Source organism: Tenacibaculum profundi, from assembly GCF_052050075.1.
GTDB lineage: Bacteria > Bacteroidota > Bacteroidia > Flavobacteriales > Flavobacteriaceae > Polaribacter.
The window spans coordinates 1,250,674-1,273,733 of sequence record NZ_CP197225.1 but is presented as its reverse complement, the minus strand read 5'-3'; the positions used below and the strand labels follow the sequence as shown (position 1 = coordinate 1,273,733).

The 23,060-nt window shown below is 27.6% G+C and carries 11 protein-coding genes; 7 read left to right on the top strand and 4 right to left on the bottom strand.

All coding sequences use genetic code 11. The features are described 5' to 3' along the window. Nucleotides 1-590 precede the first annotated feature (590 nt). Nucleotides 591-4,058, bottom strand: coding sequence for an immunoglobulin-like domain-containing protein (locus ACSIGE_RS05075; RefSeq protein ID WP_440881699.1), 3,468 nt, complete (start codon nucleotides 4,056-4,058; stop codon nucleotides 591-593). Between the two features lie 1,577 nt (nucleotides 4,059-5,635). On the opposite strand from ACSIGE_RS05075, the gene ACSIGE_RS05070 reads away from it, so the two are divergent. The 4 genes from ACSIGE_RS05070 (at nucleotide 5,636) to ACSIGE_RS05055 (ending at nucleotide 11,921) form a co-directional block, all read left to right on the top strand. Then, nucleotides 5,636-6,367, top strand: a complete 732-nt coding sequence (locus ACSIGE_RS05070; protein ID WP_440881698.1) for a hypothetical protein — start codon at nucleotides 5,636-5,638, stop codon at nucleotides 6,365-6,367. A gap of 771 nt (nucleotides 6,368-7,138) precedes the next feature. Continuing rightward, the gene (locus ACSIGE_RS05065; RefSeq protein WP_440881697.1) at nucleotides 7,139-7,714 is read left to right on the top strand and encodes a hypothetical protein; all 576 of its coding nucleotides are present in this window, start codon (nucleotides 7,139-7,141) and stop codon (nucleotides 7,712-7,714) included. A gap of 151 nt (nucleotides 7,715-7,865) precedes the next feature. Next, nucleotides 7,866-8,165: a DUF6968 family protein gene (locus ACSIGE_RS05060; protein WP_440881696.1), complete on the top strand. Its 300-nt coding sequence runs from the start codon at nucleotides 7,866-7,868 to the stop codon at nucleotides 8,163-8,165. Nucleotides 8,166-11,114: 2,949 nt separating this feature from the next. Beyond that, a complete protein-coding gene (locus ACSIGE_RS05055; RefSeq protein ID WP_440881695.1) occupies nucleotides 11,115-11,921 on the top strand; it encodes a hypothetical protein in 807 nt (268 codons plus the stop codon). A 1,260-nt stretch (nucleotides 11,922-13,181) separates the two neighbouring features. Here ACSIGE_RS05055 and ACSIGE_RS05050 read toward each other — a convergent pair. Next, complete coding sequence (locus ACSIGE_RS05050; protein WP_440881694.1) at nucleotides 13,182-14,012, bottom strand: hypothetical protein; 831 nt, start codon at nucleotides 14,010-14,012, stop codon at nucleotides 13,182-13,184. Further along, nucleotides 14,000-15,568: an FAD-dependent oxidoreductase gene (locus ACSIGE_RS05045; protein WP_440881693.1), complete on the bottom strand. Its 1,569-nt coding sequence runs from the start codon at nucleotides 15,566-15,568 to the stop codon at nucleotides 14,000-14,002. The genes ACSIGE_RS05050 and ACSIGE_RS05045 overlap by 13 nt, the downstream gene beginning before the upstream one ends. A gap of 574 nt (nucleotides 15,569-16,142) precedes the next feature. On the opposite strand from ACSIGE_RS05045, the gene ACSIGE_RS05040 reads away from it, so the two are divergent. Then, on the top strand, nucleotides 16,143-17,651 hold the full coding sequence (locus ACSIGE_RS05040) for a GH3 family domain-containing protein (RefSeq protein WP_440881692.1): 1,509 nt from the start codon (nucleotides 16,143-16,145) through the stop codon (nucleotides 17,649-17,651). Nucleotides 17,652-19,113: 1,462 nt separating this feature from the next. Here the strand turns inward: ACSIGE_RS05040 and ACSIGE_RS05035 are convergent. Continuing rightward, on the bottom strand, nucleotides 19,114-20,376 hold the full coding sequence (locus tag ACSIGE_RS05035; protein WP_440881691.1) for a S8 family serine peptidase: 1,263 nt from the start codon (nucleotides 20,374-20,376) through the stop codon (nucleotides 19,114-19,116). Between the two features lie 971 nt (nucleotides 20,377-21,347). Here ACSIGE_RS05035 and ACSIGE_RS05030 point away from each other — a divergent pair. Further along, nucleotides 21,348-22,250, top strand: a complete 903-nt coding sequence (locus ACSIGE_RS05030) for an ATP-grasp domain-containing protein (protein ID WP_440881690.1) — start codon at nucleotides 21,348-21,350, stop codon at nucleotides 22,248-22,250. Nucleotides 22,251-22,318: 68 nt separating this feature from the next. Next, nucleotides 22,319-22,798: a hypothetical protein gene (locus ACSIGE_RS05025; protein WP_440881689.1), complete on the top strand. Its 480-nt coding sequence runs from the start codon at nucleotides 22,319-22,321 to the stop codon at nucleotides 22,796-22,798. Nucleotides 22,799-23,060: the final 262 nt, after the last annotated feature.

Below are 23,060 nucleotides of genomic sequence, written 5' to 3'. Positions count from 1 at the left end.
ATTATCTAAACAATTAAGTAGGTCAGATACACATAGTGTAGAATACTTTTTTTAGTTGGAAAAAGTAAAATTATTTATGAGTTAATATATTTTTTTAAAAACTTTTGTGTTTTTAATAATGTTTTTTTATTGACTGGGAGGTAATATTTATAGTTTTTGAGTTTCTATGTACCATTCCATTTTTTACACATGTACAATGAAAATAGATGTATAAACAATGCTTTATATACCAAGACTATTAATATATTTTTTATATCCAAGGTATAGGTAAATAAGCTACACTATAAATTAAGGTAGTATTACAGTATCTTTTAGTTGAAAATCGGTAATTAACAGATGTATGATAGTACGATTAACATAATTAAAAATGCAAGAGGTTATAAAAGTATTAAGGAGTAGTTTTTATAAGAGTGGTTGTTTTTAATGATTGTTAAATGAATTTTAATATAATGGATTAGACTTATTACATAGTACGTAGTTTATAGGTTATGATATACATTACCTTAAGAAGTATATTAAATTAATGTGTATAATTGAAAAATGAAAAGCCTCGATAAAATCGAGGCTTTTTGCTTATTAACAGAAAGAAATTATTCTTTAATAATTCTTTCTGAAGTTACTTTATTTTCACTGTCAATAAATTTAATAAAATATATACCGCGTGCTAAATTGCTTAAATCTATAAGGAAGTCACTATTTTTTGTGTTTTCTAAATTAGACTTTTCCTTTCTTTCTTCCACAGAAAAGGAACCTTCTAAGTTAGCTACTTTAATTATTTGGCCTAATGCATTTGAAACTGAATAAGAAACAATTGATTTTGCCGTTTTTACTTGTAGTTTATCCTGTACAGGATTTGGAAAAACACTAAATTCGTTTGCTAACGTCAAACTAGATCCAAAGTTAACGCTATCATTTCCGGTTTGTTTAACAATGTTGACAAGATAGTCTTCTACTTCTCCATATTTAAATGTTTCACATGCTTTAGGTATTCCATTATATTTCATAGATACTCGCATTCTCGTAGTTCCATTTTTGGCATTTTCAGGAATTGTAAATGTACCAATAATTGATGAAGATTTGGAAGGAGCTTTCCTTAATATAGTTTCTTCTACTTCGAAAATACCATTTTGATTAAAGTCGATCCAAACAGTGTATCCCTCTTTAAAAGAGGCTGTTGTCCAAGTAGGGGATATCGTAAGTGCATAATTTCTACTTTTTTTGATATCTACAGATTTAATACTTGATGTAAAATCAGAATACCCTGTACTTGTAATTCCTTCAATAGAGGAATTTGTTATAAGGTCAAATTTATTTTCTACATCGGTAATTACAATTTTACCTATATATTCATCTTCAGTTATTTGACCATTGGAGTCACAATAATCAAATCCATTTGATTTCACTATTACGGTTCTAAGAACTTCTTTTGCAGAATTTCCACTACTATCGCTTACATTATATGTTACTAGGTATGTTCCTTCGATACTGGTATTTATATTATTTTTGATTTTAATAGAGGTTGTTAGCTCTCCATCCATATTATCAAATGCTGTTGCTCCTAGTTCAGTATATTTATTACCGATGCTAAGATTAATTATATCGTTTCCAGTTAATGTTATAATGGGGGGGGTAGTGTCTTTGTTTACAATAATTTTTCTAACAACTTCCTTAGCAGGGTTTCCGCTACTATCGCTCACATTATAAGTTATTGTATAAATTCCAGCAATATCTGTATTGACATTATTATCATTAATATTTATAATTTCAGTCAGGTCACCATCAACATTGTCTAAAGCCGTAGCACCTTGCTCTACATATGTTTGACCGGCATCTAAAATAATTTCTGAACTACCGAATAAAGTTATAACAGGAGGAGTTGTATCTCTTACAATGACTTTTCGAATAACTTCTGTTGCTTTATTACCACTACTATCACTTACATTATATCTTATATTGTAGGTACCAGGTAAGTTTATGTTTACATCGCCACTAATATTAATTGATGAACTTAAGTCTCCATCTGCATTGTCGTGCGCTGTAGCTTTTTGCTCAATATATGCTTCACCAGCATTTAAAATAATTTCGGGTTTACCTATCAGTTTAATTTCAGGGCGAATTGTATCTACTTTAATTATTATTGTATAATCCTCAACTTCACCATAATTGAAAGTCTCACATGGTCTTGGTATTCCTTTATACTTCATAGAGACACGCATTCTTGTTGTTCCTTTCTTAGCACTTGATGGAATCGTAAATGTTCCAACAATAGACGTTGATTTTGATGGAGCTTTTTCAAATACTTTTTCATTATTTTCAAAATTACCATTTTGATTATAATCAATCCAAACAGCATAACCTTCGTTATATGTTTTTCCTAGCCATGAAGGTGTTATTGTAATTGTAGCCTTTTCACCTTTTACTAAATTAGAAGCATGCTTATCTGTATAGTCCCCATATCCTCCATTTTCAGATTCGGTTTTGTTATTAATGCTTTTAAGCTGCACATTACTAATAAATTCTTCATTAGATTTATTCCCTTTAGAATTACAATAAGTTGCTTCTACTACGTTTATCTCTCTTGTAACTCGATTAGCTCTGTTGCCGCTACTATCGCTAACATCATAATTAATTTGATGTGTTCCTAATATAAATGTATTAATGTTAGCATTTGTTGTTATGATTTCACTAGTTATATCACCATCAACATTGTCGTGAGCTGTTGCACCTGCATCTAGATATGATGTTCCCATTTCTATTGTAATTGAAGGTGCACCTTTTAACTTAATTACAGGAGGAGTTGTATCTACATTACAAGAGTTTGGTTTACCATAAAGTCTTTGAATTCCATTGATGTCGTCTTCATGTAGTTTGCTTTTAAATTCGCTGTAAAATGGCGCCATAATAGCACTATTATTATTTGAATGGTGTAAACCTAAGCTATGTCCAAATTCATGCAATGTGGTAATGTTTAATTTTATACCGTTTGTTTCATTAGGGCCTACCCAGAATTCATCATCGTCATAATGCATATCTCCTCCATATATAGGGAAGAAAGCATGAGCTAATGTGTCACCAGGACCGTCAAAAGGATCTCCGTCGCCGTGCTCTCCTTTCTCAAAAGAAATATTTATACCATTGGTACCAACTAAAAAATTTTCAGATTCGATAAAAATTAGTCCGCTAACTTTAGCCCACTCTAGCATTTCTTTGATCATGATTTTTTTCTGATCAGCTTCACTAAGTGAGGTGTTTTTGCTAAAGCCATCGAAGTAGTATTTTACTTTTGTATTACCGCATGAGTCCTTATTCGTCCATCTACTTCCTTGTAAAACAAATCCTGTATTGCTATTTCTGCTTTCTTTATTATGAGTTTTCTCATGATTACCATTTGAAAATTCTGCAGCGGGTCCATAAGGAGTTCCATGACCAGAACAGAATATGTGATTTCTATTAGTAAAGTCAATACTGCTTACATTACGTATCCAGTTAACTGATTGTTTTTTAGATATTTCTATAATGTCTTTTTTTGACATATTCATTAATAAAATATTTTTTGGTAATCCTTTTATTTTAGAGATATCTCTATTTTTATGTTTTGAATTGAATTTCCTGTAAATATTTTCAATTTCTTTAGAAGAAATATTTTTAGATAAATAGATAAGAACCTTTAACTTTTCATTATTTGATTTAAGTCCTTTTGATAAATTAAGATTTTTCGAGAACTTGTCTTCAGGCTTAAGTGTACCAAACCATTTTAAATTAGGTATTTTTTTTAAATCTATTTCTAATGGTACGTGTGCGTAAATTGTATGTTGATCGACGCTATTTAAAGATGTAATAGAAAGTTTTTTTAAGGAATTCAATGATGGAATGGTTTCCTTGAAATTTAATAATAGGTAGCTACTTTTTCTAGATTGAGCTTTTGATGCATGTTTTGAAGTACTTATTACTCTATTTTTAAGGTAAATTTTATCACCTTTTGCTTCACTTTTGTCCTGTGAGCTTGCAGACCAAGACAAAAATAAAAAGAAATTTAAGAGGTAAATGATTTTTCTCATTTTGTTTAGGGTTAAAAAATTTCTTCAAATATAATTTTCAGTTTTATCAATTTTAACATTTTAGCTACGGCAAAAACACTACAAGGTGTTGGTTTTTAGTGTTTTGTGTTTTTTCGGGATAGTTGTTTTTTGGATAAAAAGCGTTTTATTAATATTTAATAAACCAAAGTAAAAGCGGTTACAGCCAAAGAGGTTTAGGAGATTTAAATACCTTGGTTTTACTACGACAAAAACACTACAAAATTTAAAAACTATAATTTTTTTTAAATTATTATTTTCTTATTCTAAGTACGATAAATACTATTAAATACAAGTTAATCCAGTTGAAAATATGTGAGTTAAGGCTTTTTTTAAAAGTTTAGATTTCGAAAAGAGGAATTGGAGGGGCTTAGTTCTTAACTATTGATGGAATTACTTTATCAAATGAAGGTAATTTTAAAAAGAGTAAAAAATTATTTTTTAAAATATTTGAAATAAAAAAATAAATAGGTGTTGGTTGATTAAATGATTTAATCATTATGACACTATAATTTTATAAAGTTATTTTAGAAAAATTGTTGTTATTAGATTAAAAAGAGAAAAGGAGCAAAATCTACTAAAAGGCGAATAAAACCCTTCTAAAAATTCCAACGCTATAGTATATTAGATTAATGCTCCCCCTTACTATTTTATAGATAAAATCTAGTCTAAATTTTTTGCGAATTTAGTGATTTAATTGATAACTTTTAATGCTTTATTGTAGTAAAATTATAAAATTAATCTCCTTAACTATTTTATTAGTTTATTGTTTTGATTATTAGTTTTTTATGTTTTTGTTTTGTTTGTTGAAAATTTTAAATTGTATAATATAAACTAAAAAAAAATACTCAACATTGGTTAAAATAGGAGTAGAGGAGAGTTAAATTAGGTTTTACGTGAATAAATTATTTTAAATTTATCTGTTTTAGTTATTTGATGAAATATATAAATAAATTACAATTTGTAAAGAAAAAGGAGCAGAAAAACTATTAAAATACGAATAAAACCCTTCTAAAAATTCTAACGCTATGATGTATAGATTAATGCCCCTTAGATATTAATAACAGCTCGCAAAAATATAGCTTATTATCCTAAATTTTAACATTTTTGACACTGCTTTAATACTACAAAATGTTTTTTGAAACTAAAAAAACATTTTTTATTTACTGATATTCCGTTGTTTGTTTTGAAAAAAAAGTTAATTAACCAAATTGATTAATAGTATTTTAAATTCAAATCAATTGTCTTTGTATTTTGTCCGGTACAAAAGTATATTTATTTCATATACCATGAATTTATTTCTAATAATTTAACCTTATACAGGTATAGGTAGTTGTAATTTAAATCTGTTTATTAACTATTAAGATAGCTTATGAGGTTATATTAAAATGATCTTATCTTTCGAATAAGAGAAAAAATGAATTATAATTTTTGATCAAATTAACTGTAATCTGTTCGAATATTCCTTATTTACCTATTAATTGATTACCGATATGCATAAAGTATTATTCTAAATAAATTAAACGGTTTAGATTTACCATTCTAAATAATTATAATTAATGAAAAAAAAACAGCACATTTATATTTTTATAGCATACATAAGTTTTTTATCCATTTTTGTTAGCTGTATAAATAAAAAAGCAAAAATTGAAAGTTCGTTTTCTGATGAGTCTTTTTGGTCTTCTAAGTTATTAAATAGTGAGAGAATAAAATTAAAATTTGGAAATTATCAGATAAAAGCATTTAATAAAAGTAGTACTCTGCGAGTATCTGATTTATATACAATAAACGGAAATAAGAAAATAACAAGAACATTAGCGATTGTTAGCTATCCGGAAGAAATTGATAGTATTCTTGTTAAAGAGCATACAAAAATTATTGAAGGAGGATCAATGGGTAAAGTTTTCAAAGACGCAGGCTGGAATATTAAAAAGGAAAGTTATTTTATAGGAACGATTAATCAATCATTTGAAAATGATGATATTTATAAAATAATGGGAGGGATTGAACCTTGTGATTTAGCCATTTATGTATATGGGTTTAACTTAGAAAAGTATGGTGAAATATATAATTATGCATTAATCTCTGAAATATATCATCCTGACTACCTAAAACGAAAGGATCTTGACAAAATTTATAAAAATACGGACAAACATCCAAATAAAATAAATTATGAAAGTGTGTTAAATCAAGTAAAAAAAGAATTAAATCTTATTGATTATAAGTCTATTAAGTATGATAAAGGACGTTGTTCTAAGGAAAATTATTTAAATGCAGTTCCTTTAAAATAACAAAAAATGAAAGGAGTAAAAGTTCTCCTTTCATTTTAAAATACGAGTAAACCCCTTCTTAAATTTAATCGCTTCCTTAATTAATTCAAATCATTATTAGGTTTCTACAAAAACTGTTCAGTTTCTACCTACTAAAACCAAAAACGATGCCACAAAATTGACTAAATTAAATTTAATGGTAAATAAGTAATTCTACTAAATGTTTATAGGGGTAACCATTAATTTAAAGTAATGAAATATACAATGATTTAGATAACTTGAGATCAATGTTTCATTCGAAGGATAAATGCTAATTAAAAATAGATTGTTAATATTTGTTAAATAAGGTGTGTAAAGTTGGTAAATTGGTACTTTTACTTAATTATATTTAAAACATCTATTATTATAATTTTAAGAGTTGTATTTATAGTCTAGGTGGAGTTGTTTTTAGTTTACAGTATTATTACGATTTAAAAAAGGCAATTTTCCTATCAGAATAACATAAAAAATAAATAGAAAACTTCATTATAAAATGATTTAAAATAAAAAAATTGGATTAAACCTAGAGAACTTAGAAGTTCGTTTAATAGGATTCCTATTTTTAGATAGAAAGCTCTAATTTTCTGATAAAGATTTTAATTTATTTAAACAATAAATTAATAAGTTTTTTTTAATCACTTTTACAAGTAGTTATTCTAATTAGTTAATAGCTTTACTTTAAAATAGAACTTGCGTGCTTAGGTGTTATTTATTTTGTACAAACAATTATGAGTAATTCATAAATATGCAATTATGTCAAACAAATACTCTTATATAGACGTGTTATGTGGTATGACTTCTTATTTGTTAGTTGTTATATGTGTTTCTGGTTATTTTAATTTTGATGCTATCTACCAAAATTTAATAGACCTAAATGGAAGAGGTTTTTTTCGAATTATATTTTGTGATATTAGTTTTTTAGTACCTTTACTGGCCCTATTTTTTTTAATAATTACGTTTAGTTTAGTTAATTTTAATTTAGCTATTGGAAACGATTTGCTTACTAAAAGCGAATTTTTATTCGGGATAACAGTCTTTTTATTTACTTTGGCTTTTTTTGAATATTTTAAGTTTTCGTTTTTAATTTTTGAAAATAATTATCGGATTGATCTTTTACATACAGAAAAAAAAATATTTTGGTGTTTAAAAGAATTTTCTTTTAAACAATATGTAAGTGTTTTAAATTACGTATCTTACTTAATAGGTGTTACGGCATTTACTTTAGCCATAGGGGGAAAAAGTAAAAATATAAGTCCTAGTCTACGGGGTTCAGCAATGTCACTCCTTATACTTTTAATAATTTTAAACACCTATATAATAGGTGTTTAAATTGTTGTTAAACTTTTAAAAAGTAAATAAGTCTTATTTAGTGATTTTTTAATTCTGAGCACCAAAATGTTTTTTAGGTATTACATAATTTTTACTTTGATGAAGCTTAAAAAAGAGTTGATTCATAAGGTTTTACTAATAAAATTTAAGAATGGTTAAATCTAAACTAGGAGAAATAATAGCGGAGAGAAAGTTGGAGTTGTCTTCTGCGATTGGAGAAGAATATTTTGTTATCAGGTTGGGAAAGCCAAGACCTTGTCAAGATTCAGAGAAAAATTGGGAATGTCCAGTTGAGTTAAATGGAAGGGTGGTATTAGCATTTGGTATCGATTCCTATCAAGCATTGTTAATGGCTTTCCAAATCATTTCTATTGAAAAGGATAGTTTAAAGGCCGAAAAAAAGCATATATTCAAATGGTTAGGCATGGACGACTTAGGGCTTGACATATAAAATGTTTAAGAAGAGTTGAAGAGTCACAGCTAAATTTTAAATTCAAAAACGATTTTATTCTAGTGGCTTCGTTGATTACTTATATTGTGTTTGTTTAATTTAGACGGAGCAAGGGCGACATTTAGAATTTTAATTTATTAAAATTCCTGTTCAAAAAAGAAAGGAGCAAAAGCTCCTTTCAATATAACGATAAAACCCTTCTAAAAATTCAATCGCTTTTTTTTAGCATTATTATTTAATATTTATTTCTAATAAGATTATTTTATTAATTGTTGCATATGATATTTTAAAGTTAATATCTATTTAAAAAACAAATAGGGGAAGGGTAATATATATATAAGACTGTTTTTCGAAAAATATACCCTAAATAAATTAAATAAATAAAAAATGTTTTTATTTTAATTGTATAATACTAAAAAATAGCTAGATATAGGTTAATTAAACTAAGTGTAAAATGAATTTAAAACTGCGCATTAACTCCTTTCGTGGAGTGTCGGATATAGATAGTTAGAAAGTTTGGTTAATACGCAGAGTATTTATGGATAACAACTTATAACTTGCCCCTTATAACAAGAAAAAGTTGCTACAGCAAAAATACATAAATAATTGAATTAAAAAAGAAATATTAGTGATGAATTTTATGTTTTGAATAGTTGATTATAACAAGTTGGGAGAAGAGAAAGCTGTAATATTGAAAGTATGAAATAATAAGAAATTAGCTAGAGAGAATAGTTAAGTTCTTTAGTATTTCTGATAATAAACTGCGTATTAATTTACTCAATAGCATAGTTTAAAGTTTGGTTAATACGCAGTAACTACAAGCATACAGGCGCAAGATAATTAATTAACATTATTTAAAACAGGTTTGTTTTATCAAATATCAGGTATTAGTAGGTTTGTATCTGAATTTGAAGAGTATAATTCTAATTTATGGAGTTGATAAAATTAATGAAAGATTAAAGAGTTTAAAGGAGATAACGCTTAAGTTAAGATAGAGCTTTAACTAAAAAATCCCGTTCAAGTTAAGAACGGGAAAAACTCATATGATTAGAAAGAACTGCACACTATATTTTAGTAACGTAATGTTTGATTAGTGCGCAGTTGACAATCTATTAGAAAGCAAAAGTATTGATATTAAAAGCAAATAAAAATAGAGAGTTTCCCTCGAAATATACTAGGGAAAATAAGGTGCTTTAATATGGGGGGATTTAAGAAGTAGGTTCTGTTTCTGAGCTAAAGCTGTTTATTTTTAATAAAAGTCAAGTTCAAGAATTGTTGTGAATAAAAGAAATTCTTATTGTTATAATTTTTCTTATTAAGAAAAATAAATGTCTAGTAAATGAAAAAATTTAGTAAGAAAAAAATAGATTGATATAATTCACTCCTGTTAATATATTAGTACGGTATACTTATAAATAAGTATTATTGTAAATACCCGCGATTAAATTAAAATGAAGATCCCGTTCAAGAGATGAACGGGATCGTTTACATAAAAAAAAATAAAATAAAAAATAAATATCTTAGATCTTATCTAAGCATGGTCAAAGAAATTACTATTTATTATAATCTGAAATAGATACCATAACTGATTTCACACTCGGGAATACCATTATAAAAAATACGAGTATTACTGATAAGAGATTGTTTGTTTAATTTAACAATTGAATTAATAACAACTTAATGAAGTGATTAAGGATATTTTATTTAATAAAATTTTAATTTAAAAATTGTAATTCTAACTGGACCCTTTCTTGTCGTTATTAAATTTACGCCTACTGCGACTTATTAATAAAGTAGAAAAGATATCAAAATTAGAAACAGTAGGGATTTATTATAGAACTTATAGAATATAGTATGATTATTTTTATTGATGATTTAAGTGAAATGAGGAGGTAAATGATATTTTTAGAAAATCGTGATTCAAAAAATTAAAGAATACTAATTGATATCATTCTAACTAAGAAAGAGAATTAAGTTTTTTTAAAAAATAGGTTAAAGGATTATTTTTCAATTTTTAATATATATATATCTTAAAAATAAGATTAATTTATGTAAGTTTTTAACTTAATAGCAAAAACTTATTGAAACAGATCAAATGAAAAAATTGCTTTTAAACAAGGTTTATATTAAGAAAAATACACATTGGGTTTACTTTAAGAAATATAGAGCACAAAAGAATATTTTGTTGATATCACTGAAAAAGGTATTTAGTAACTAATTATTAGTCATTTTATTGAATTAGTAGCTTTTAATATTAAATTCTTTGTATGATAAATTTCTGATGCAATTATTATATTGTGAAGTTTGTTTTTATGATTAAGTGCCAAATACTATTAGTTAAAACTGCGCATTAATTCCTTCTATGAAGTTTGTCGGATATGTAAGTTAGAAAGTTTGGTTAATACGCAGTACCCTTAAATTATTAGTACAAATTTAAAAAGATAAAAATTAATTAGAAATAAGTATTTTTACTAAAATAATACTAGTATTAACCATTATTAGGTTAGGTTATTTTATTTTTAAATAAGTTATATTTGATAGTTTTATGGAGGGTTAAATGTTTTTGGTTCGAAGAGTATTGCAACAAGTAATATGATTATCATCTAAAAGAAATTAGTGTAATTTTGAAAACTCACGCTTTTGTTTCTTTGTATTTCTAAGTAAAAATAAATTATTAAGTTAACTCTTAGTTTATCTAAATTTGAAATGTTGTAATTTTTCTGATGCAAAAGTAAATTTGAATAAGGTATTAATTAATATACTTTGCTATTTATAAATGTCTCAGTACTCTCGTTTCTTAAATTACGTTTTAGTTAAAGTTGAATATATATTTAAGGTATTATATATTTTTATTTGAGTGTGAATGAGGTATTTAAATAATTACAATACAGGAGGTTGCTGAAAATCCCTTGAAAAGAGTAAGTAATAACAAATTAAATTTAAAATATTTTGGGTATTAATATTAAAATTATAGCTGGAGCAGACGTATCTTCATCCTCTGTGCAAGCGAGTGGAACAGTTCAACATATAATTACAGATGAAGAGAGAACATCTTTTAAGCTAGGAGATCAGCACTTAAAAGATGCTATTAATAAATACTTTGGTAAAGCACCAGACGATGCATTTTTACATAGTCCTACTCCTTGGGAAGATCTTTATAAAAGGTATAGTTGGCCTGAAGTTCAAGTGGTTTTAGTTGTAGAAAGTGCTGAAATAATAGGAGTTACATCAGAGCCAGTTGTAGTTAAAACACAAGAATTTAAAAATAGTAGTAATCAAAAAGGTTCTTTTAATGCGTCTATTACAGAGACTGTTAACAACACAACATCATCTAATTGGAATACAGGAGGGAATCTATCTGTGGGGCAAAGTCTCAGTTATGGTGTTGAGTTTGCAGGAACAGGTGCGAAGGGAGAAACTTCTATATCATATAGCCAGTCATGGGGAGTTGGTTCACAGGAATCGAAATCAATTACAGTAGGATCAACATCAGGAGTTAGTGTTGATTTGGCTCCAGGAGAGTCTGTTATTGCGGAGCTTTCTGCAAGCCGTGGAGTAATGAAGGTCAGAGTAAAGTACAAAGCATATTTAACAGGTGTTTCAGCGGTTAACTATGATGAATCTTTTAAAGATCATCATTTTTGGAGTATGGATATAAATGCGATAATGAATTCAGCCGGGTTATTAAATTCAATAAAATCAACAGAGGAAATAGAGATAGGGTATTATTCAAACTCCAAAATAGAATTAAAATAAAATATTAAAAAAGAATAAATAGATTTCACTTCATAAAAAATAACTGACTTAGTTGATTTTTTGATCAACTTTCAGAAAATTCTTCTTTAGATAAAAGGAAGTATTACTGACTAATAAAGGAAATATTTAGCATGGTTCTATGTATTATCCATAATCTTATTTTCAAAATAATACCTAGATGTATTAAAAAGCAATCCTTGAAATGAGATGTAGGAATTCCAATAATCTATAGTCAGGTTTTTAACTTTAAAAGGTTGCTTTGTCTTAAATTAATAAAGGCTGTCAATATTGACAGCCTTTATCCCCTTCTAAATTAAACCCTTAGTTAGTTTAATATCAGACAAATATATATATAAATTGCTATAGGTGTCTGGTTTTCAGTGTTAAAAAAAGTTAATGTTTGTGTAGTGGTAATTTTGTAATATATTATCTGATCGAGTTGAGATTGATTAGATTAAAAAATGTTTTTATTTATTTTTTTTGGTTGATAATATTAAAATAGAATTAAAAACTGCGTATTAAACAAAATTATCTTGTAACCTTATAATTGATTAATACGCAGACCACATAATATACTAAATGCAATTTAAATATTTTGATTTAAAAAATAGGTAAGAGAAAATACTGAAGTTTTATTAGTAATAATACTATATTTTGTAATAAAAAAAGAATGCTCCCGAAGGAGCAATCATCCCAATAAATGGTAACAAGCCAATAGAACATTTCAAAAAGGGGAAATTTTGTAGCGAAAAAAACTGTTCTATTTAACTTTAATGAATGCTAATTATTTAAAGGGGTTGTAAATAAAACTATGGGGAGTTTTATTTATTTTTTAAATCTATGGTTTAGTTGAATGAATTCTGCTACATGTAGTATATTTGGTGTGATTTTAGCTTAAAAAAAGAAAAAATATGTCGAAAATGAGAATAGTATTGCTTATAAAGTAAAGGGTTTAATGGTATTTGGCAGTTAATTATAACGGTCTATAGATTAGAATTTAAGCCGATATAGTTGACAGAAATTGTTATCTTTATGAAAAGGAACTGTGCATTAATCTTATTATGGAAGACTATAACTATTAAATTTAGTTAATTAATGCACAGAAATTTAAACGCAACAACAAATATCAACAAATAATCAGTTTTTCTAAATAGGTAATTATCCTTAAAAGTAGATGAGTGTTAACCATTAGCTTGGTAACTTGGAAGTAAATTTTAATAAAGCAAACTTATGATCACATTTTCTTAAATTAAAGAATTATTATACCATGTATGAGATAAGTGTAAGAATAGCTAAAACATTTAATGAAACAGTTAAGGTTAGATAATAGATGCGCTTTTTTTTAAAATTTTCGAAGTGAGATATACTCGAGAAGTATATGCCACCCCAGTCTTGTTTTTTATAGATAATTACACAGTTAATAATAAATAAATGGCTTGCAGTTAATATTCTTGCATGGAAAAATTCGTTAGAATTGTATGCGATAATGAAAGAAGCTATATGTACAATAGCCACTGTTAATTTGGGTAATAAAGACCTGTGTTCTACAAATAAAATGTTTAATAGCCAAAGTAAGTATATAATTTGTAAAAATTCTGGAGCATTTCCGCCCCAGAATTGTATTTCATTATTGTTAGTTATTCTTACACCACTACCATTTAATCTCCATAGAATAATTGCAATCGATAATGCCAGTGAAATAGGTATGCTAAACCAAGCTTTTTTTTTAATTTGAGAGGTTATAAATCCTGTTATTTGTAAGAAGAAAAAAAAACAAAAACAATAATCGATAGTTTTAGACCAAATTGGGATTTCAATGGGAGATAGCTTTGTAATCAAGCATAAGATATTGAAGTAGGTTTCTAAAACTATTAATCTCATTATTTCTGAAAAGTTCTCTGTCTTTTTAAATAAAGGAATACTAACTATCAATATCAATACTGATATTGATAGCTCAAACCATATACTTCTTTGTGCCAATGAAACAATTCCTTGACAATATATTAAAGCCAAAGAGAAAAATAAAATTGATGTTATTATCTGATAATAAACATTTTTATTCTTATTTACGTTTGTTCTTAAATATGGCATAAACACGATTTTTTGGTCTTTTCTATTTCTGTTAAAATATCATTTACACATAATTCTGCATTTTCCATACTCCTCTCCATGGTTGATGGAACGGTCCATTTTTGTTGGCGGTGATTTAGCCATTCCCCAGTAATAAAAATATTAGAGGCTGAGCACGAGTTTGTGAAAATTTTATTGGAATAGGTTGGGTTTTCTAACTGATTTTGAATTAACCAATGAGCAGGTACTCCTTTTGAATTTATGATTTCAGGTCCTTTGAACCAATTTTTATATTTGTGATTATTTATTTTTTCTTTATTCATTATTAAGGCTCCAGGTCCAGATTTTATTGAAGTTAAGAAAAAGGGTTGTAATTCAGGTGAAGATAATCCCATTTGTGCAAGTATTTCTTTATGAATTTCTTGTTCATTACATTCTAATAACGGTTTATTAAATAAAATACCTTTTGACTTTTCCATTTTGGTAGCAGTTATAGAAACGGTTGCCTTTATATTTTTTGAAAAAATAGTGTTATTGTATTTTCCACTATAATATATTTTATAACTAAGTCCCCATGGAGAGTCAATTATGATTCCGATTGATTTATTTTTAAGTTTTGGTGGGATTTCTTTTAAATGTAGTTGAAAACCGTGACTTTTTATACTTTCAACTTTTACTAAGGGTTTTAATTCAGGGAGAATATCTAATGTTTGATTTGGAGGGGTTGCAATAATAAAAAAGTCGGCATTAATAACATCTTGATTTTCTAGAACTGCATATTTGCATTCGGAATTTTGATAGTCAATATCTTTTAAAGAAGAATTAAAATGAAAGTTAACTCCTTTACTTTTTAGATATCGATACCAAGGATTAATCAAAGATTCGTTTATTGGACCATTGAGAGTTATGCTATATGAATTAGGAGATAAAGGGGTAGGGGTTATTTTTTTATTCATCAATAATTGTATAATATCTCCTGTTCTTGTGTTGTCAGTTGCAGCAATCCAAGAGGAGAGAACCCTTCTCAAGAAAGAAGCAAGTAAGGGGCGATAATCATATTCTAAATAGCGTGATATTGGAGAGTCCAAATCTCTTTTTTTTATTTTCTTTTGAGTCAGTCTATTTCTGAACCAATAGATGTCGCTAACAGGTACACCGTCTATAAACATTGACCAAGCAGATTTTAGATTGTACACTGATTCGGTTAGAAAATTAAAGTGTTTTTGTGAAAAGTTTACTGTTCTGCCGCTTTGTGCCCAAACAAATTGAGCTTTTGGAAGCGGTTCTATTTGATAAATTAAATTACTCCCTTTGTATGTAGAAATTTCTTTTAGGGTGTTAAGGAATATTGGGTTTGAAGAGAACATTTGTCTATGCGTCAATTCGTAAGGAAGGCCAGAGTTCATAAAGCCTATACATTTACCTCCAGGTTGACTCCTTGCTTCAAATAAAGAAACTCTTAATCCCTTTTTAATGCATTCATGAGCTGCCTTTAGTCCAGAAATTCCTGCTCCGAAAATAGCAACATGAGACTTATCATCGTAATCTGTCTTTTGTTTAGTTAGTTTTGATAACATATAGTTGATTTATAATGAATACTATTGAAAGTATTTTAATTGATATTCTAACTGTAACTTATGTGGTAACTTAGTCATAAGAACTTACTTTTTGTATGTTGTTGTGACAATCTATTAAGAGGGCAAAGGGAAATATTTATGTTGAGTTAACATAGAGGTTTTTATACATCACTAATTTAGTTTGGTTTATATTACTAATAAATATATATGTTTTTTGATTTTAATTCAATTTGTTTAAAAGATTAGAGGAACAAAAAATATAATTGAAACTTATTTAAGAAATTTAAAACAACTGCTCATCAACATTTTAACTATTTTTTAACGAGTGATAAACAACTTAAATTTTAACAATAAATTAACAATAAATTAACTTATAGTTATCATTAGCTATAAATTTTTATTGAGTTAATTTAGATGTCGACTAAATTAATTATGATATATCTCTTAATTTAATGTTAAAAGTCTTATTTTGTATTGTGATATTCATCATATAATGTTTGTCACATAAAAAAAGAAACTGCTTAAATAGAGTGGTTTTTATTACTAACCAACTTTCAAAAAACGTATATAAACTATGATAGGTATACTTAATGTCATTTTTAGACATAAAGAAATAAACTACGAAACAGCAGAAATTCTGAAGTGTCAATGGAAAGTATTAAATAGAATTTTATCATTATCAGATAAAACAGAATTTGGAAAAAAATATGATTTGGGATCTATTGATTCAATTAAAGAGTATCAAAAACGTATTCCGATAATGCATTATGAAGACATTGCTCCTTTCTGGAATTTAGAGGCTTCTGGTGAAAAAAAAGTTATTTTTAATAGTTCTCCAGAATATTTTGTTGAGTCGTCTGGAACCACAGGAATCAAAAAGCTTATACCTGTGACTAAATATATGTTGAAGTCTATTCAGGCATGCAAAAATAGAATGTTAAGTGTAGCTATGAAAAAAGATAAAAGCTATAATTTTTTATCAAAAAAACATTTAATTATTTGTTCTCGAATTGAAACGGGAAAAACATCAGGCGGTATTCCTGTAGGGATGATTTCAGGTTTGATAGCTAGAAAAAAAACACCAAAATTTGTTCAATCTCTTTTAATTCCTTCTGAGGAAACAATAAATTGTATTAGCTTGAAAGAAAAGTTTTTAAGATATAAAGAAGAGGTTGTAGGTCACAAGTTTGGTACAATTGCTGGTATACCTGCTTCCGTAGTAGATTTACTAACTTATTTAAAAGACAATCTTTCAGAAGAAGAATATGCTTATTGTTTTGATGAAGTGAAAATTTTATTAACATCAGGTGTTAATTATCGTCCATATAAGAATAAACTGGAGGAATTATTGGGAAAAAACTTTTCTTTTATAGATTCTTATGTCAGTAGTGAAGGGTTCTATGGAGGTGAGGCGCAAGAGAATCCAGATGTATTTCAATTCTTTCCAAAATCAGTCTTTTTTGAATTTATTCCGATTGAGAATTACTGGAGTAGTGATTATAATACAAGACTTCTTTTAAGTGAGATTGAGGTTGATCAAAAGTATGCTATAGCTGTTACGACTGGAAATGGAACCTTTAGTTATATTTTAGGAGATGTTATAAAGGTGTGTTCAAAAAAACCACTTCGATTCACAATTGCAGGACGTACTTTATTGACACTAAATCTTGTTGCCGAAAAAACTTCAATTACACAAGTGGAAAACGCTATTACACAATTCAGTGAGCAGAAAGGAGTGATTATTAAGGAATTTTTCTTGGCAAAAAACTATGAAAGTAATAAGCCTTCATATTGTTGGTATTTTGAAGAAACTGATTTTTTTATGAATCTTGATGAGTCATCTAAAATAGAAATATGCAAAGCTCTTGATAAGTCGCTTTGCGAGGCAAACCCTCTTTATGACTATTTTTTAAATGAAGTTCAAACAATGGAAGCAAGTACAATTCATATTATTTCGAGTAGAGGTATAAATAATTGGTTTAAAAGAAAAAATAGTGATCCAATTCATAAGAAATTACCAAGAATTATTTTAAATAAAGAAGCTGTAAATACAATTGTGAAGAGCGATACAATTTTGGTTTAAATGAAGTTTTAAGAAAATTTGAAAAAGAGGTAAAATATTTTTAAATCATCTTTCTATTGGAATAAAATTACATTTGCATCAAAACTTTTCTCACTTATTGTTTGTAAAAAAAGTGTTGATAATTTGCTTTAAAAATTAAAAAGAGAAGAAATACACCTTCTAAAATATTTCTTCTCTTGAATAACATAAATTAACTAAAGATGAATTATCAACTTTTGATTAAATGTAAAATATATAAGGTGTTTCTTATTGTTTATTTAGTTGAGGTAGTGTTATCTGACGACGAATAATATGCAGCGTATGGGTGACTTGAGATACTATGAAAACTAATTTTTTTGTATGTGTAAAAATAGTTTATGATTTAAGTACTGATAATTAATTGAATTATATTTAATACTTTAAAAGAATTCACTTCTGAATTTTTTATGTTAAAAAGAAAGGAGCTTTAAGCTCCTTTCACTTTAAAATACGAATAAAAACCCTTCTAAAATTTAATCGCTTTTTAATTAATTCAGAATTATTAATTAGCTAATTCTAGCTAATGTCGTAATAAGAGTTTACTGTAGCCTTTTTAAAGAGTGAAAAGTATGAAGTTATAATTTCGGCTAACAAGTAAAACTTCTTTAACGACTTTACAAAGATGATAAAATAAAATAGTTGAGAAAATAGATAAAAGTACCATTTCGATAACAGTACTAACCATTAGGTTAGTGCACAAAAGTACTAGTCTATTTTGAAGCAATTGACCAAAACTAGGTTGTTAGAATAATTGAATTTTCGATTATTTTAAAATTCGAATAGTGTTTAAATACTTGAATATGATTTTTTTATTTAGTGTAGGGATATTTCTAAAGTATTAAAAACTTCCTTTTTTAAAAGTAATTACTAAGCCTAAGCATTATACACTTTTTTTAGGTTAAGCTAGCTGCTTGTCTAATAGTAATGGGATAACATTCCCTTTAAAGAGTCAAAGAACTTGATGTTTTTTTACTTCTCCTCTGGTGTGCATGATTTCAGAAACATGAGATGATGCCATTGAAATATCATATCATGTATCATGGCTGTATATAAATATTTATTGTATACATTTTGGATGACAGTAGAATTTTAACAAAAAGATTGTCCTATATCTTTTTCAATATTGAGATCTTGTGTGGCTAAGTCAAAACCAGAATCGATAATTCAGATAAAAATTTAGTGATTTTCTAAGATGTTTTTTTAGTCTATCTTCTTAGAATAAGGTAGTTTTTGTCGGTAATAAAAAGAGCTAGAAATTTATGTTTTCCATTTAATAATAATAGCCATTTATTTGATGGAAGTAATCTCTAATATCAGGAAAAGTAGATTCTTTGATTTCAAAGCTTGTGTATAGAGTACTAGCAATATTTTTTAAATAAATAAACTAAAAAACCACTTCGAAAAAAGTGAAGTGGTTTTAAAATTATTATCTGCGAATGATTTTTTACCTAACTGCAATAGGGTATCTTTCGCCTCTACTGTACACATAGCCAGAAGTTCTTGGAGCACCGCCTCTGGCATGCATGATACCTGCAACATGAGGAGCAGCCATAGAAGTACCACCTAATGTAGCATATCCGCCATTTAAGTATGTACTGTATACATCACTACCTGTTGCTATAAGGTCAACAGGGTTCATGTTATAGTTTGAGAACCAAGAAAAACTACGATTACAGGTCATTGAAGCAACAGTATATATTCTATTACCGTTTATACAGGCAGGCCCATATTTAGAAGCGTCATCAGAGGAGTTTCCAGCTGCTATAGCTACATAAGCTCCACTGTTTGCTAAGGTTGTCACTGCGCTCTTGTAAGGAGTTCTTGTTGAACAGTTAGATCCAGTATAACCTCCTAGGCTCAAATTAACAACATCTCCTGGTCTGGCATATCTTCCAACATAATTAATTCCTGCTAATATTGAAGAAACGCTTCCTATTCCATTACAGTTTAAAACTTTGATTGGAACAACACGAGCACCAGCAGAAACACCTACTACACCAAATCCATTATTCTTTGCAGCAGCTGTTCCAGCAACATGAGTACCATGACCATTACAATCGTCAGGGCTTCTGTCAATAAAAGATCTACCTAGGTTTACAGCTACGTTTAAATCAGGATGGTCTAGATCAATACCTGTATCAATGATCCATATTAATGATCTTTTTGAAGATCCGTCAGTAGAGCCTCCAGCATTATTAATTCCACAAGGCGTTGTTTGTCTCGCTCTTTGGCTAACATTAGCTTTGGTAATGTTTTCTATATCAACTTTAGGAAGTTCTATCTTTCTATCAAATTCAATATAGTCAACATTTTCATTTTTAGAGAGTTGTTTGTACTCCTTGTCATTAAGTTTAATAGCTACACCAGAGATTTCTGTGGTGTAATAATTTAAAACATTAGATTTATCAACGTTACTTTTATCAAGAATAGCGTTGATTTTTTTAATAACATTTTTTGAAACTTTTTCAATAGCTTCGGCTTTTGCATTTCTGCTTGAAAAATTTGATTTACTTTTTAATTTTAATGCAGGGGTAATTTTCGTTTCTTTAAAAACAACAATATACTGACCGGAAATAATATTGCTGTCGTTAATTACAGCAACAGGTTCAGTTTCTTGGATGTTTTCATTTGAACTTTCATTTTGACAAGAAGTCATAAATAGCGCCATTATTGAAGCGCAAAAAATGGGTCTTAATACATTTTTCATTTTTAGAAGGATTTTTAATTCCTTACAAAGATTATAAATTTTTTGAGACTAAAAACATGAATTGAGATCTTGACTTATTAGTAGTATTTTTGTTTTAATAATTTTCTGTTTGATTTTTTATAAAAATAATTTTAGTTAGTTTTCAGATAACTAGTATTTTATGTTTTATTTGATTTGCTCTTTTTAGCAGTGAAATCTGGTGTTGCAACAAGGTTGCTTTTAACTTTTGTTTATGAATATTTTAGCTTTTTTTTAAGTTAAATTTTAAGGTTTTCTGAGGTTTTTACCCTTTGTGATTGCTCAAATAAAACTAAAATATTAAAAAGATGATATTTTAAATTGTTTATGTACGAGTGTATTCAAAAACTATTGGACTGGTATTAGTCGATTAATTAACTCTATTAATTAATATGTTTTTCTACATTAGAATTGGATAGTGTTATTCACATATACAAAGTAAATATAAGTATACTTATAGTAACTTATAATGTTTTGATAAAATGAGTAGCATTATAAAAAATTAAAACTACCTTTTATAAAGATGGCTTTAATTTTTTGTTTGACGAAGTTTTTATCTGATAGCATTATGATCTCTCTCCTTTAATTAGTAGTAAATACTTTTATTTAAGTGTTTAATTTATGTAGGTGTTTTTTTGTTAGGTGTCAACCAAATGTGTCAATTTTTGTTTTTTCGAGATTTTCAAATTCATTGGGCAAGTTATCAGAAAAAATAAAGGGATAAACTTTTCTTCAATTAATTATGTAGGCTTTTTGATTTAATAAAAGCTTTGGAGTTTAAAATGATCTTGAATATTTTCTTTACCTCTTCATATGTAAATGATATTTATAGAACTTATAAACTGTTAGCCTCTTAGTTATTTTGATAATTCTCATTAATGTTATATTTGTAGCGGAAATATACACAATTGTGTATATCCGCTAGTTGTAGTGCATTGATGAAACCTAAACACATGAGAATAATATATTGCGATAGTGTATTCGATAATAAAATAATCGAGCCTGATTATGAAGAAGAAAAGAAATCTGCTATTAGAGCTGGATTTGACTTTTCTCTAATCAGTTTCGAAGAATTAACGGATGGTAATATTGCAACAGCTCTGAGGTTCGTAAAAGAAACTGAAAGCAAAGAATTTGGAATATATAGAGGATGGATGCTTACTCCAACTCAATATCAAAACTTATACGATGGTCTTCTAAAAAAGAATATCGAATTAATCAATTCTCCAACTGAGTATAAGCATTGTCACTACTTGCCTAACTCATACAACAAAATAGAATCGAAAACACCAAAATCCAATTGGACAAAAGAATTGAATGATGATTCTATATTTAAACTTACAGGAGAATTTGGAGACAGTTCAATAATCGTGAAAGACTTTGTGAAATCTGAAAAACATAATTGGGAAGAAGCTTGTTTCATTCCAAACGCATCCAATTCTGATAAAGTAAAATCTGTTGTTGACAAATTCATAGAATTGAGAGGAAATTCCTTAAATGAAGGATTAGTATTTAGACAATTCGAAGAACTCGAGTATTTAACCGAACATTCAAAAAGTGGAATGCCCTTAACCAAAGAGTTTAGAATCTTCTTTGCAAATAAGAAAATAGTTAAAGTATTTGACTATTGGGATGAAGGTGAATATGGAGAAACAAAACCTGAACTTGATGATTTTATCGAGATAGCACAACATATTGATAGCAATTTTTTCACAATGGACGTGGCTAAAAAGAAAGATGGAGATTGGATTATTATGGAACTTGGAGACGGACAAGTCGCAGGATTGCCTGATAATGCTAATAGAAACGAGTTTTACGAAAACCTAAAAGAAAACGCACTACAACAATTTGTATAGTTCATTTGCTCCCTTTGGGAAGCAAACGCACCATACAATAGACGTTGTACACAAGTAAAAAAACTGAAGTGATAAAAAGAATATTAATTAGAATTGCATATTTTGTTATCGGATTTGGAATCGCGGTTTATGCTGATTCATTTTTCCGTCAACTAATTCAAGGTTTATTTCAATGGACAACAAATAATGGTATTCAATTTGGAGGAAAGGACTTTTATCTTTTTGGGAATCCTATTTATTTCACAAGTTCCGGATTAGTGTTTCTGATATTTAGTATCGCCAATAAGAAAGAGAAAATCCAAAAAGTAGTGTTGAATGGAATAGTACTGATTATAATATTTGGAATACTATTAATTGGAATTAGTGCACTGAACGCAAATCTTAAAATAATTGAATGTACTGCTTGTGATAACGGAATTAGAAGATTAGGATATAACGAAATAAATTATGGAGTAATTTTAGCAACAAGCGCTCTATTATCTATAATTCCGAGTCTGATAATGATATTTAAAAACCGAAAAAAAGCCAGTGTACAACACAGTGTATAAAACATAGCTAATAAGTACCTAACCAAAAAGTTTGTGCTTATTTTCGAAGACCGCCAAATTTTTAAATTTGGCTTTTAAAATAGAAAAATTAAAAACAAAACATAAAAATTCGGCTCTGTATTTATCCGAAAAGTTAGTATCTTTTATACGCTACGTTTCATACACAAGACCGTTACTTGCAAGCCAAAAATGAAAAAATATATTTTAATGGCTTTAACACTTCTATTAATCTTTTGTTCTAAGAATAGTAAAAGACAAAATA

Bases quoted from the DNA above. Each gene is read 5' to 3' on its own strand.
- ACSIGE_RS05045 (WP_440881693.1), bottom strand. From the start codon at position 15,568: ATGTTATCAAAACTAACTAAACAAAAGACAGATTACGATGATAAGTCT.
- ACSIGE_RS05050 (WP_440881694.1), bottom strand. From the start codon at position 14,012: ATGCCATATTTAAGAACAAACGTAAATAAGAATAAAAATGTTTATTAT.
- ACSIGE_RS05035 (WP_440881691.1), bottom strand. From the start codon at position 20,376: ATGAAAAATGTATTAAGACCCATTTTTTGCGCTTCAATAATGGCGCTA.
- ACSIGE_RS05060 (WP_440881696.1), top strand. From the start codon at position 7,866: ATGGTTAAATCTAAACTAGGAGAAATAATAGCGGAGAGAAAGTTGGAG.
- ACSIGE_RS05075 (WP_440881699.1), bottom strand. From the start codon at position 4,058: ATGAGAAAAATCATTTACCTCTTAAATTTCTTTTTATTTTTGTCTTGG.
- ACSIGE_RS05065 (WP_440881697.1), top strand. From the start codon at position 7,139: ATGTCAAACAAATACTCTTATATAGACGTGTTATGTGGTATGACTTCT.
- ACSIGE_RS05040 (WP_440881692.1), top strand. From the start codon at position 16,143: ATGATAGGTATACTTAATGTCATTTTTAGACATAAAGAAATAAACTAC.
- ACSIGE_RS05070 (WP_440881698.1), top strand. From the start codon at position 5,636: ATGAAAAAAAAACAGCACATTTATATTTTTATAGCATACATAAGTTTT.
- ACSIGE_RS05030 (WP_440881690.1), top strand. From the start codon at position 21,348: ATGAGAATAATATATTGCGATAGTGTATTCGATAATAAAATAATCGAG.